The organism is Pseudidiomarina xizangensis, assembly GCF_052541995.1.
The window spans coordinates 164035-177151 of sequence record NZ_JBOBQA010000004.1 but is presented as its reverse complement, the minus strand read 5'-3'; the positions used below and the strand labels follow the sequence as shown (position 1 = coordinate 177151).

Annotated in this window: 11 protein-coding genes; 6 read left to right on the top strand and 5 right to left on the bottom strand. The window is 51.0% G+C overall.

Annotated features, from left to right (window positions below; translation table 11 throughout):
- The first annotated feature begins 44 nt into the window (after nt 1–44).
- Together ACQ5ES_RS10275 and ACQ5ES_RS10270 are read left to right on the top strand one after the other, a co-directional pair.
- The gene (locus tag ACQ5ES_RS10275) at nt 45–1202 is read left to right on the top strand and encodes a PQQ-dependent sugar dehydrogenase (protein WP_445016508.1); all 1158 of its coding nucleotides are present in this window, start codon (nt 45–47) and stop codon (nt 1200–1202) included.
- Nucleotides 1203–1216: 14 nt separating this feature from the next.
- The gene (locus ACQ5ES_RS10270) at nt 1217–3277 is read left to right on the top strand and encodes a TonB-dependent receptor family protein (RefSeq protein ID WP_445016506.1); all 2061 of its coding nucleotides are present in this window, start codon (nt 1217–1219) and stop codon (nt 3275–3277) included.
- Here the strand turns inward: ACQ5ES_RS10270 and ACQ5ES_RS10265 are convergent.
- Nucleotides 3261–4610, bottom strand: a complete 1350-nt coding sequence (locus ACQ5ES_RS10265; RefSeq protein WP_445016504.1) for a sigma-54-dependent transcriptional regulator — start codon at nt 4608–4610, stop codon at nt 3261–3263. The two genes, ACQ5ES_RS10270 and ACQ5ES_RS10265, sit on opposite strands and share 17 nt — an antisense overlap.
- Complete coding sequence (locus ACQ5ES_RS10260) at nt 4610–5929, bottom strand: sensor histidine kinase (protein ID WP_445016502.1); 1320 nt, start codon at nt 5927–5929, stop codon at nt 4610–4612. The genes ACQ5ES_RS10265 and ACQ5ES_RS10260 overlap by 1 nt, the downstream gene beginning before the upstream one ends.
- 184 nt (nt 5930–6113) lie before the next feature.
- Here ACQ5ES_RS10260 and ACQ5ES_RS10255 point away from each other — a divergent pair, with 184 nt between their 5' ends.
- A complete protein-coding gene (locus ACQ5ES_RS10255; RefSeq protein ID WP_445016500.1) occupies nt 6114–6500 on the top strand; it encodes a DUF4168 domain-containing protein in 387 nt (128 codons plus the stop codon).
- A gap of 99 nt (nt 6501–6599) precedes the next feature.
- Here the strand turns inward: ACQ5ES_RS10255 and ACQ5ES_RS10250 are convergent, their stop codons facing one another.
- Nucleotides 6600–7280: a type 1 glutamine amidotransferase domain-containing protein gene (locus tag ACQ5ES_RS10250; protein WP_445016498.1), complete on the bottom strand. Its 681-nt coding sequence runs from the start codon at nt 7278–7280 to the stop codon at nt 6600–6602.
- 80 nt (nt 7281–7360) lie between these two features.
- On the opposite strand from ACQ5ES_RS10250, the gene ACQ5ES_RS10245 reads away from it, so the two are divergent.
- Nucleotides 7361–7858 (top strand): PH domain-containing protein, encoded by a 498-nt coding sequence (locus ACQ5ES_RS10245; RefSeq protein ID WP_445016496.1) that lies wholly within the window; start codon nt 7361–7363, stop codon nt 7856–7858.
- Nucleotides 7851–9362 (top strand): PH domain-containing protein, encoded by a 1512-nt coding sequence (locus tag ACQ5ES_RS10240; protein ID WP_445016494.1) that lies wholly within the window; start codon nt 7851–7853, stop codon nt 9360–9362. Before ACQ5ES_RS10245 ends, ACQ5ES_RS10240 begins: the two co-directional genes overlap by 8 nt.
- A gap of 37 nt (nt 9363–9399) precedes the next feature.
- On the opposite strand, the gene ACQ5ES_RS10235 is transcribed toward ACQ5ES_RS10240, so the two are convergent.
- Nucleotides 9400–11988 (bottom strand): EAL domain-containing protein, encoded by a 2589-nt coding sequence (locus ACQ5ES_RS10235; RefSeq protein ID WP_445016492.1) that lies wholly within the window; start codon nt 11986–11988, stop codon nt 9400–9402.
- A gap of 64 nt (nt 11989–12052) precedes the next feature.
- Nucleotides 12053–12505 (bottom strand): methyltransferase family protein, encoded by a 453-nt coding sequence (locus ACQ5ES_RS10230; RefSeq protein WP_445016490.1) that lies wholly within the window; start codon nt 12503–12505, stop codon nt 12053–12055.
- Between the two features lie 31 nt (nt 12506–12536).
- On the opposite strand from ACQ5ES_RS10230, the gene ACQ5ES_RS10225 reads away from it, so the two are divergent.
- Nucleotides 12537–13106 carry a gamma-glutamylcyclotransferase gene (locus tag ACQ5ES_RS10225; protein WP_445016488.1) on the top strand — a complete coding sequence of 190 codons (570 nt, stop codon included), beginning with the start codon at nt 12537–12539 and terminating at the stop codon, nt 13104–13106.
- Nucleotides 13107–13117: the final 11 nt, after the last annotated feature.

Here is a 13117-nt window from a genome sequence, read left to right as displayed (position 1 = left end):
AGTTCGTCTATAGTAAAGACAGTCGGAACTAAAAGGAGCACATTATGTTGCATAAGATTTTTAAAACATCAACTCTCGCACTTGTCTGTACTGCAGCACTAGGCGGCACCGTTGCCGTAACTGCGCAGACCGAAGAAGCACAAACTGAGCGACACAACGTCGAAGTTACCACAGTTACTGAAGGTTTAAACTTTCCCTGGGGACTCGCGTTTTTACCCAATGGCGATGCTCTAGTCACTGAAAAATCCGGAAATTTGCGTCGCGTCGGTACTAATGGCGTCATTAGCGACCCTATCGCTGGTGTGCCGAATGTTGTCTACAAAAGCCAGGGCGGCTTACTTGACGTCGCACTTGATCCAAACTTCGAAAATAACGAACGTGTTTACTTAAGTTACTCCGAAGCGGACCCTGACGGCGGCCCAGGTAACAGTACCGCTGTCGTGCGCGGCAAACTGGTCGGTAACAACCTGCAGGAAATCGAAGTTATCTTCCGTGGTATGCCGAAATATGAAAGTGGTGCACACTTTGGTTCACGCTTGGTCTTCTCGCCGCAAGGTCACCTGTTTATCACCCTCGGCGATCGTTATTCGGCCATGGATGACGCGCAAACACTGGACAACCATCACGGTAAAGTGGTGCGTATCTGGCCTGACGGTAGCGTTCCAGAAGATAACCCCTTTGTCGCACAAGAAGGCGCACTACCTGAGATCTGGTCCTATGGACATCGTAACGTCCAAGGAGCCGCTATTCATCCGGGTACCGGTGAGCTTTGGACTGTTGAACACGGGCCCAAGGGTGGAGACGAAGTCAACATTCCAGTGGCGGGTGGAAACTACGGTTGGCCCATTGCCACCTACGGCGTCGATTATGACGGTAGCATCATTAGCGACCAAACCCATGTCGAAGGGACATTACAGCCGCACTATTACTGGGTCCCGTCCATCGCGACTGCAAACGCAATTTTTTACACGGGTAGCGAATTCCCGGCGTGGCAAGGCGATTTTCTTGTTGCTGCACTGAAAGCGATGAAAGTTGCGCGTCTTGATTTAGAAGGCGAACGCGTGATGCATGAAGAAATCTTGTTTGAAGACGCGGTACAACAACGTATTCGTGACATCGAACAAGGTCCTGATGGGGCGATTTACCTGGTTACAGATGACCGTAACGGTAAATTAATTCGCATCTCTAACGCAGACGACTAAATCGGAAAACCGTTATGTTTCAACCATCGAAGTTGGCGCTGGCTATTGTAGCCAGCGCCAGTATGGGCTTTTGCCTTTCAGCACCAACGTTTGCGCAGGAAAATTCGACAGCGGCGACGGCCGCAGAGCAAGCGCAAATTGAACGTATCGAGATCACTGCAACCCGGCGTGTCGCAAATCAAACCACGCCGGCGGCAGTAACTAATCTCTCCACTTCGGAACAACTCCCCGGCTTAAGAATTGATGCTGCCGAGCTACTTGGTGGTATCGCCGGTGTACAAAGTGACTCCAGAGCCAACTACGCACAAGATACCCGCATTACTGTGCGCGGCTTTGGTGCGCGCTCAGCATTTGGTGTGCGCGGCGTATTACTGCGCCTCGATGGCGTACCCCTGAGTATGCCCGACGGACAGGCGCAGACCTCAAGTATTTTGCTCGACGAGGCTGACAACGTACAGGTTATTCGCGGCCCGCTTGCGACCATTTATGGTAATGCCGCCGGTGGTGTTATCCATTGGCGCAGCCTGACGCCGCGTGATACCGCAACGCAACTCGAGCTTATGGCGGGGGGCAACGATGCCCGGCGCGGTTTTTTGCAACACGACTGGGTTGGTGACGATAAGGCCTTACGCTTAGCCGGTGCGACCTTTAGCACCGACGGCCCACGCCCGCACAATAGCGCTGAGCGTCATCAGGTCGCCGCACGCTGGTATCAGGATCTGAACGACACCACTCGCGTAGTGGTGAGGCTCGACAATAATAATGCGCCTTTTTTACAAGATCCTAGCTCACTGACGCCCGCCGCATGGCGCGAAGATCCAACCCAAACAGTAGGGCGAGCCTTTACTTTCAATACGCGCAAGCGCATTCACCATCGGCAAGCCTCGGTCAGTCTCGAGCACGAGACCGCTTCGCAAGCTGCTGACCTTTCTGCCTGGCGCGGCTGGCGCGATGTCGAACAGTACCTGCCATTTCCCGGAGGGGACCTCAATGGTGACGGCGCAGTTATCGATTTACGCCGTGATTTTATAGGTCTTGATGCCAATTATCACTTGCGTTTACCAAGCTTGCCGGAATGGCAGCTTAGTACCGGTGTGCAACTGGCAGAGCAAAATGACCGGCGGTACGGCTATGTGAATAACTTTGGGGTGCGTGGCGATGTCCGTCGTAACGATGACGGTAGCGTCCAAACCGAGTCAGCGTATGCATTATTACAATGGCAGCCGCGATCCGATTGGCAGGTGATGACCGGCGTGCGCCACAACCAAGCCGAGTTTCAGGTGGATGATTTTTTCATTATTCCCGAGAATCCTGATGACAGCGGCTCAGCGTCAATGCAACAGCTAAGCTGGATGCTTGGCGTGAACTATGCCATCTCTGATCAATGGTCGGTTTTTATCAGTCGCGGTAATGGTTTTGAGACCCCAACCTTGACCGAGTTGGCTTACCGCAACAGTGGTACTGGGCTAAATACTGAACTAGGTCCGTCGACCAACCAGCAATGGGAAATCGGCAGTAAATGGCGTTCTGATCACATACAGGCAGCTGTAACCTGGTTTCGCATCGACACCGCTAACGAGATTGTGGTGGACCAAAGTAACGATGGCCGTACCACCTACACCAATGCCGAGCAAACTGAGCGTGAGGGTGTAGAGTTAAGCCTGTCTGCTGATTTAGCCGAACACTGGTCAGCGCGGGCCAGCACCACCTACACCGACGCGCGTTATAGCAATGGCGCACGGCTACCTGGAGTGGCACGTCAGCAAGCCTATTGGCAGTTACGCTGGCAGCCTACAGTGCAAACACGGGTACAGGTCGTGGGTGAGTATCGCGGTAATGTTGCGGCTAATGATAGCAACGATGTGTTTGCCCCAGCTCACACCCTTTGGCACGCGGCAGTGCAACATCAATGGCGTTATGACAACGTACAACTGCAACCTTGGCTAAAACTACACAACCTTACCGATCGTGATTATGTCGGCTCTGTAGTCGTCAACCAAGGCAGCGGCCGTGCGTTCGAACCCGGTGTTGGTCGCGAGCTACAATTGGGTCTCAGCATTAATTATCTGTGGTGAGCCAACGATAAAGCGTGCGCCGCGTCACACCTAAAATTTTTGCGGCGCGCTGCTTGTTGCCCTCAGTTTCCGTGAGCACTTGCTGCACGTAACGGTCTTGAACCTCCTGCAGGGTTGGCCAGATCTCACCTTGCTCTGGGGTAACTTGCTGACTGAGACTGCGCTCACGCATGCGACGGGGAAAATGCTCGGACATGATCCATTCACCATCGCAAAAGGTGTAGGCGCGCTCAATAGCATTTTGTAACTCGCGGACATTGCCGGGGAAGTCATACTGTTGCAGCAGCACTTTGGCTTCTGTGGCAAAGCCTAATACTGCTTTATCCTGGCTCGCCCGTAACTGAGCTAAAAAGTGCTGCGCTAATAGCAGAATGTCCTGCTCGCGAGCCCGCAGTGGCGGCACGTCAAGACGAAAGGTTTCGAGCCGATAAAATAAATCTTCACGGAAGCTACCTTCACGCACGCGAGCTTCAAGATCCTGATGGGTCGCCGCTACAATTCTTACATCAACTGCCACTTCCTGATCACTGCCTACCGGGCGCATGGTACCTTCTTGCAGCACGCGCAAAAGTTTCGCCTGCAACGCCAGCGGCATTTCACCAATCTCATCCAGCAGCAAAGTACCGCCATCGGCTTCTTTTAACAAACCTGGCCGAGCCCGTTGCGCGCCAGTAAATGCGCCGGCGGCATGACCGAAAAACTCACTTTCCATTAGTTCCGCCGGAATTCCAGCACAATTTACTGCCAGAAAAGCTTGCTGGTCACGTTTACTCTGCTCATGTAGCGCCCGTGCCACCAGCTCCTTACCGGTACCACTTTCCCCTTGAATAAGCACCGCACCTTCGGCGCCAGCAACCTGCGCAATAGCTTGATAAAGCTGTTGCATGATTGCACTGGCACCAATTAAGCCAGCGGGCCCGCTGGCTGGCTGTTGCGCCGTGCGGTATTGCGCAACCTCACGTTGTAGTTGATGGTAATCGAGCACCCGCTCGACGCTCACCAGCAAATGTTCCAGATCCAAGGGTTTCGTCAAAAAGTCATCAGCCCCCTGTTTCAGCGCATCGACGGCTTGGGAAACCGTGCCAAAAGCTGTTACGAGAATAAATGCTGGCCGCTGCTCGCGTTGCTGCAGCGTCTGTAATAGCTCCATACCGGACAGCCCCGGTAAGCGAATATCGCTGATCACCAACTGGATTTGCTGTTTATTCGCCGCTAGAAAGTCCTCTACGGAAACGAAACTATGTACATGGTAACCAGCACTTTCCAGTTCCTCGTGCAGTAACTCCCGCAAACCCGGATCATCTTCAACAACAGCGACTTCAATGGCTGACATCAGGACTCCTTCGATGTTACATAGGGCAAGGTTACACGGGCTTCACATCCGCCCTCACTGCGATTTTGCAAGGTGAATCGACCGTTATGCGCATCGACAATATGGGCAACAATGGCTAAGCCCAAGCCCGTGCCTTCACCAATTGGTTTGGTAGTCGTGAAGGGTTCCACCAATTGCTCCGCGCTGGTTGACTGTGGCAAGCCCGCGCCATCATCCGCCACCACAATAGTGCATTCGTTGCCAGCTTTGATCTCAACGGAAACCTGCACCAGCTGGGTTGCAGCTTGCATGGCATTACGAAATAAATTGACCAAGGCCAGCTCTAGCCGCGAGCCATCAGCACGGACAACACTATCGCTAGTAGGTAAGGCTAGCTGCAGCCGCGGTCCATCTTCCGTTTGTTCATGCTGCACTGCCTTAGCGGCTTGTTGCACTAGTTTTGTTACGCTTTCGAGCTGTTCATGGCTGATGGGGGTGCGGCTAAAATCGAGAAGTTGCTGCACCAGCCGCGTTAACCGTTCAACTTGACCGCGAATAGCTGTCAGTTGCCGCCGGCTCTCGGCATCAGCATGACGCTCTTGCAAGCGTTTGGCACGACCGGAAATCACCGTCAGGGGCGCACCGAGTTCGTGCGCAACACCACGGGCGAGCTGGCCAATCGCCGCCATTTTTTCGTGTTCGCGCAAACGGGTGTTGATTTCGAGTCGTTGCTGGTGCCGCGTGCGGTAATAACCTACTGCCAGAATACTTATCAGAGCTAAGGCAACAATACTCCACGAAACCCAAGCGATACGCTCGAGGCGAGAGAAGCTTTGCTCAAAGTCTTCCGCCCGACGATTGAGCTGCATAAAGCCTATCAACCGTTCGGCGCGATCATGCACCGGAATAAATTGTGAATAGACATCGCGTCCGGCAACCTCGCGATAGCTGTCACGTTGCTCGCCGGTAAGTACCACTTGCTCGGCCAGCAGGCTTTCGGAGAGATCACTTTCGGTCACACCCGCCGATGCCACCAGCTCACCATTGGTATCGTACACCGAAGCTCCATATACGCGACCGAGTTCAAAAACTGCATCGAGATGCGCTTGTACGCGGGGAATATCATCGCTCAGCAGGGCATCGCTCAAGGGCAAACGTATGGCGCGCCCGACCAACTCAAGGTCATCGCGCAGTCGCTCGTCTTGAAATTCACGTGCCTGCTCCAGTGCCACGCCAATCGCAATACCTGACAACGCCAGCAGCGGTAAGACCAAGTAGAATAAGAAGGCGCGCTGCCAACTTGGGCTGGCAACGCGTTGCAATATGTGTCTTTTTGTCACATTCAACTCCAAAACCTAAGTGACATAAGTATACACTTCCTGTGCTGTATTTTCTAAACCTATATGTTCATCAATAAATTCAGTAGCTTACCTTTAATAAATAGTTGGCACAGCGATTGCAGCTATAGAAGGGAACGTATTTGACGCTTATGTCATTAGAAAAAGACTCAACAAGGAGTTCATAATGAAAAAACTACTACCTACTTTAATTGCCAGTGCAATCTTTGCCACGACCGCGGCAACTGCAGCTCCGGTACAACAGAGCGCACAACAAAATGCCCAGCAAGGCCAAGCCATGCAGCAACAAGCAAAAATTGAAATGACTGACGAATTACTACAAAAGTTCATGGTTGCCATGAATGATGTGCAGAAGGTGAGTCAAAAGTATTCTGAGCAGTTCCAGAACGCTGAAAACGCAGAAGAAGCTCAAGCTATTCAGCAAAAAGCGCAGCAAGAAATGATCGCAGCAGTTACCGGTGCGGGTCTGAACCCAGACGAGTACAACGCCGTTATTCAACGCGTGCAGCAAGATCCACAGTTGCAACAGCGGTTGCAGGAAATGACTGAATAATTACGCTCTGAATAGTTCAACACTTGCACTAAAAACGCCGGCTCTCGCCGGCGTTTCTATTTGCTTTTAGCTGTTACGCGTGGCGTTACTTACTGTTACTTACCCAGCAAGCTTCTTCAACAATTCTCGTGCCACAGCCTCAGACGAAGCAGGGTTTTGCCCTGTAATCAGCTGACCATCTACTACAACAAACGATTGCCAATCGTCGCCTTTTTGGTAGTCAGCACCTAGCTCAATGAGCCTATCTTCTAACAAGAAAGGTACCACCTCGGTAAGGCCAACTCCGGCTTCTTCACTATTGGTAAAGCCACTCACTTTACGGCCTTTCACTAAAGTTTCACCCTGTTGATCTTTAGCATTTACCAGCACTGCTGGCGCATGACACACAGCGCTGACGGGTTTTCCCTGGCGCCAAAACTTTTCAATCAGTTGCAATGAAAGTTCATCATTAACCAAGTCCCATAATGGGCCATGCCCACCTGGATAGAAAACGGCATCAAAGTCATCGGGGTTCACCTCCGTCAGCTTCAATGAAGTGGCAAGCTGGTCTAAGGCATCGCGATCTTCGAACAAGCGAACCGTTGCTGTGGTCTGTGCATCGGCTTGTTCACTGTTGGGATCTATCGGCGGTTGACCTCCCATAGGCGTTGCCACCGCAACCTCCGCGCCAGCGTCCTTAAACGCGTAATAAGGTGCTGCGAATTCTTCTGCCCAGAACCCGGTTTTATGACCGCTATCACCGAGTTTATCGTGTGAGGTCAAAACCATTAAAATTTTCATGGGCTTACTCCTGTCTTTTTTCGAATGTATCTAGTTTAATGGGGTTCAATCGTGACGAATTCAACCAAGGATATGAACTGATGTCGATTACGTGGCTAGCACCAGAACCTTCTTATCGCTCGTACCTACAAGTACGGTCATTGATAACCATGTTGATCATCGCCGCTATTATGCTTACCGGTTATTTCACCAGCGTGTACCCAGAAGACAAGGTTCCTCTATGGGTAGCGGGCGTAATTTGGACGCTACTGACACTATTCTTCAGTTTATTTTTTGCCTCGCGGCGCTTTTTATTCACCGCTTACGCGCGCACCGCAGAGGGAATGCACCTAAAGCGTGGCGCATTATTTCGTAAAATTCGGGCGGTCCCACTCAACCGTATTCAACATGTCGAGTATAAGCAGTCCTTCCTTGAGCGGATGTTTGGCATTGCACGACTTGCGATGTATACGGCGGGTAGTGGTGGTGCTGACTTAACCATTCCCGGGTTATTACCCGACACCGCAATGCAGCTGAAAAGCGAGCTGTTAACGACGATTACAAATGAACCCGATGAGGACGAACGCAGCCATGAGTGAACTAACCTGGCAACGTACGCCACTGATCACCATTGCTTTTTTCCTGCTCAAGCAACTGAAACAACTGGTCACTAATATTACCAACTTGATCCCGGTGTTTGCGGCGATTTTTGTTGCCGGTAAAAACTCGACGTGGATTATTCTGGCCTTAGCCGCCGGCTACATTTTGTACATTATTATTAGCGCAGTTCTTACCCAGCGCTTTTTCCTCTACGCCATTGCTGAAGACGCTGTGCACTTACGCACCGGCATTTTAAATCGCAAACATTTGACACTTAAATATGAGCGTATTCAACAGGCTGAAATCCACCAAGTCTGGTATTTTCGGCCCTTTAAACTCACTATTCTGGGTGTAGACAGTGCCGGTTCTGCGGGCAAGGAAGTACAGATTCCAGGTTTGACTATGCCGCTGGCCCAGCAGCTGCGCCAGCGCATGTTAACCGAGAGTGCCAGCAGTAAAGCTGACGACAATGTTAGCCAGAACAGCACTACAAACACCAGCAACCCAGTGCTCACAAAAAGCTTTCCAACCGCAGAAATCATTCGTGCCGGAATCATCGACAACAAGTTGTTTGTTTTGCTCGCGGTATTAATTTACCCCGCCAGTCAACTTGACCTGTTGGACAACTATGTCGTGCCATGGGTGGAGCAGCATCTTGACTGGTTCAACACCGAGTCTGCCTGGATTATCGGCGTTGGCATGACCGTCGGCGCTTTAGCTGTGTTGTTTCTAGCAGCCATTGTGATCAGCTTGCTAACCTTCCACGGTCTGACGTTAACCGTTAACGGTGAGCGCTATCAGGCCAAGTCAGGTGCATTGTCGATACGCACCTTGAGTTTTCGTTATCCAAAACTGCAAGCCGTCTCTATTCGCCGTAATTTACGCGCTCGACTGTTGCGTCGCAGTGTCGTCAACGTCAGTCAATTACAGCCGCGCGCAGCACAAGGTGGTCAAGGTTCGCAGCAGTTCACCCTGCCCGTTGTAGATGCTGAGTTTTTAGCGAAATTTCGCCAGCAACTACGGCTTCCGTCACCTTCGAAGGTGAATTGGCAACGCTTGTCACCGCTGGCGTTACTAGGTTCGAGCTTGTGGTTGGCGCTACTCGCACCGGTTCTTGCCGGTGTTCTCTATTTTGCTGCTGACGGTGGCTGGCTCGGTGTCGCGGCGGCGGCGGTCGGCTGGATACTACTACAAACCATGGTGGTGTTGAGTTGGAAAAACTATGGTTACAGCTTCGTAAGTAGCGACGTCGAGGCGAAAGAACAATGGTTCGTCGTACGACGTGGCGTTTTCAGCCGCAACGAAAATTGGTATCCCCGGCATAAAGTTCAGCAAATCGATGTGCAGCAGGGGCCGTGGTTGCGCTTACTCGGTTTTACCCACTTCATTCTTCACACCGCGGCAGGCAGTGAAACCATCCGCTACTTACCCAGCTCCGAAGCCCAGGAACTACAGCAGCAATGGATCGAAGAAATTGCCGGGAATCCGCGCCGCTGGATGTAATCGAACACCGCCTTGCTGCGCTGTCGCCTGCCGCAGGTTAATCCTCGGCAGCTTCGATGGTTAATGATGTTTTTAGTCGCTCAACCCAGAAATCTATCGGTTGCGGGCGACCAAAGTAATGCCCTTGAAATTTACGGCAGCCCAGATCGCGTAAAGTATCGGCTTGGGCTGCAGTTTCTACCCCCTCCGCAATAACGTCCAGGTCTAAACTTTCTCCTAACCCGACAATTGTCTCAACAATCACTGCATCGTTGATATCAGTTAACACATCACGGACGAAAGACTGATCGATTTTCAATTGATAAATAGGTAAGCGTTTCAGGTAAGCCAACGAGGCATAGCCAGTGCCAAAATCATCGAGCGAAAAACGAACTCCAGCCTCACCAAGTTTTGACATGCGCGTAATCGTCATATCGACGTTATCGATCAGCATATTCTCGGTGATCTCCAGTTCGAGCTTACCCCGCGGTACCTGATAGCGCGCGATACATGACTCGATGAACTCGACGAATGACGCTTGGCGAAACTGTCGCGGACTTATGTTAATCGCCAGCTGCAATTTGCTAAGTTCGGGGTCTGTTGACCATTGCTGCAGTACGCGACAGGCTTCTTCAATAACCCAATTGCCGAGCGGTACGATTAAACCACTACTTTCAGCCACAGGGATAAACTCGTTAGGTGGTAGTGAACCAAACTCTTCATCTTGCCAACGGAGCAGTAACTCGCCACCCGTCACGGTTCCCTCCATGTCGACCTGCGGTTGCATATAAAGCTCCATCAAACTGTCATCAATGGCGTGTCGCAACGCAGCTTCAAGATGCAAACGACGGCTAATGCTTTGCTGCATTTCTGGATTGAATAGACGAATAGTTCCACTACCCAACGCTTTTGCTTCCGAAAGCGCAATATCAGCATTTTTGATCAATTCAGTAGCGCCATTATCACTGTCAGAGAACATGCTAATACCAATACAGGCAGCGGTCGTGTGGGTTCTCACGCCTAGATCGATAGGCTTCTCGATAAGATTGACCACTTCCGTCGCAAGCCGCCGAGCGGTAAGAATGGCTTCGTTCCGGTCGGGTCCTAAGTCTTCCAGTATCAGTACAAAATCGTCAGATCCAAGTCGCGCTGCACAGTCCGTATCATCAATTGCACTTTCAAGACGCTCGGCGACCGTGCGCAACAAACGGTCACCGAAGTGATGTCCAAGACTATCGTTGACCAGAGTAAAATCTATCAAATCTATCGCTAAAACCGCACCTTCGTAACCCGTGCGGCGATAACTGGCAACCGCATGATCAAGCTGCTGCACCACGCGCTTACGGTTTGCTAATCCTGTCACGCCATCATAGTAAGCAAGCTGATTAAGTTGTTCCTGGATCTCAATGTGCTCGGTAATGTCGGTGGAAATACCACACAACGCATAGACAAAGTCATCCGCATCGCGCAGCGGAATTTTTACCGACAAAAACTGTCTTTCTTGACCTTCGAGAGTTCTATTGGTTTCTTCGTTTACGACCCGCTCACCGCGCTCAATTACTTTCATATCGGTGACTCGCAAAACCTCTGCGGTGGTCGCATCGAATAAATCCAAATCAGACTTGCCGATGATCGACTGCTCGGTTTCACCGAGTAACTCGCAGACCTTTTTATTGGCGTAACGGTACTTGAGTTGGGCGTCTTTGATATAGATAAAAGCGTCAATGGAGTTCAGAATAATGTTTGAGCGCTGCTCGCTTTCCAACAATGCCCTTGATTTCTTTTTCACTTGATGGCGCAAGATCATCAGACTCAAAATAGCTAGAACCAATACACCAAATAAACTGGGTAACAACCACTTAGAAATGGGGTCAGGCTTATCTGGCGCATAAACGCCCCATTTCTTCATGATCTCTTGATAGGGCGAATCCGCCGCGCTGCGCCAATCCGCCAACCACCGGTCGATCCGCATCATAAGCGCTCGACCATCTGCTTTTGCTGGCGCGGCATAGAATAGACGGGTTGGCTGGAACATTACTGGTGTTTGCTTTAAACCCAGCTCACGTGAACGCTGCTCACCGTAAAAATGATTAACCGCTACCGCATCAGCGCGGCCCGCAAGCACGGCCGCAAAACCTTCATCAAAGGTGCCGACTTGCATAAACTCGACGTTAATACCGAAATTGATAATCAGTTCGCGTAAGTAAGGCCCTTGCACTGCATCGCGTAGCACCGCCACGCGCAAGCCATCAAGTTCGAGTAGATTGTTGATGGAACGATCGTCAAGAGTATAAAGCTGAGACCAGCTATGCAGCACTGGGAGCTCGTTAAAAATGTAATTTTTATCGCGAATTTCAGTCAAGGCAACATCTGGCATGATGTCTAGATCACCGGCGGCAAGCATAGCCAAGCACTCGCTCCAGCGGCAGGGAATCACTTCAATTTGCCAACCTTCACGCTCAGCTATTTCGTATAGCAGATCGCCGAACACACCCGAAAGTTCACCACTTTCAGCGACCGTTACTTTAGGAGGGTTCTCATAAGCACCAACTTTAATGGTGGTTTGAGCCTGAACGCTTAGAACAACGCCTAACCAGCAAGCAACACTGATAGCGATAACGCGTAGCCCATTGGTTATTGGCGACATTAAAATCCCATAACTAAATAATTCGTTATGTTTATATATAGCAGAAAACCTTGCCTTTTGCGCATTAAAACCAGCGTCTCACCCGCTTTAAATACGCCTCGTAAGGTTTGCCGAATTTAGCTTTCAACAGACGTTCCTCTGGTGCAATTTGAAAGCGGTTCATATAGAGCACGTAAACAATTAACCAAGGCACAGTGGCAAGATTTGCCAGCCTTAAAGCCAGCGCAAGCAATACGACTAAGAAGCCAAGGTACATTGGATTGCGGGTCCAGCGGTAAATGCCACCTGTGACTATCTTCGAACTCTCTTGCGGCTTACGCGGATCAACCGTGGTTTTGGCCTTGCGGAATTGCCAGACCCCTAGAGCGGCGACTACTAGCCCCAACCAAGCCAAAACAGAAGCTATTTGCGGATAAGCAACTAACGGCCAATCCACTACTTTGGAGGTGGCATACATTCCCAAAGCAACCAACAAAACAACGATAACCGGGGGAATCTTTAGTTCAAGTTGGCTCATGTTTTTGTCCGATTTTTGATACACTGCGGTTATGTCACATAACACTATCGCCGTCAATCAACAGCAGCAGCCGCTGGACCACCTCGAGTCGGTCTGGCTTTTTGGTTATGGCTCATTGATTTATAAAGCCGACTTCCCTTATTTGCAACGGAAACCAGCACGAATTCATGGCTGGCAGCGGCGGTTTTGGCAAGGCTCGCACGATCACCGTGGCACCCCTGAAGCACCGGGCCGCGTCGCGACACTTATCGAAACACCCGAGCACAGTTGTGATGGCATGGCATACGAAGTGACGCCCGATGTCTTCGCGCACTTAGATCATCGCGAGAAAAACGGTTATCTACGGATTTCTACCAGGTTTGACTGGCTGGACGGCAGCGGTCAGGTTGAAGGTTTGGTTTACATTGCCGGCCCTGACAATGAAGCCTATCTCGGCGAAGCCTCACCACAACAAATTGCTCAACACATTGCCCAATCAAAAGGCCCGAGCGGCCCAAACAGTGAGTATCTACTGCGACTTGCCGATGCCTTGCGGGAATTGGGCGAACAGGATGAACACGTGTTCGCCATAGAAGCCGAACTGAAAAAGCTCCTTGCTTAAGCTTTTTAACG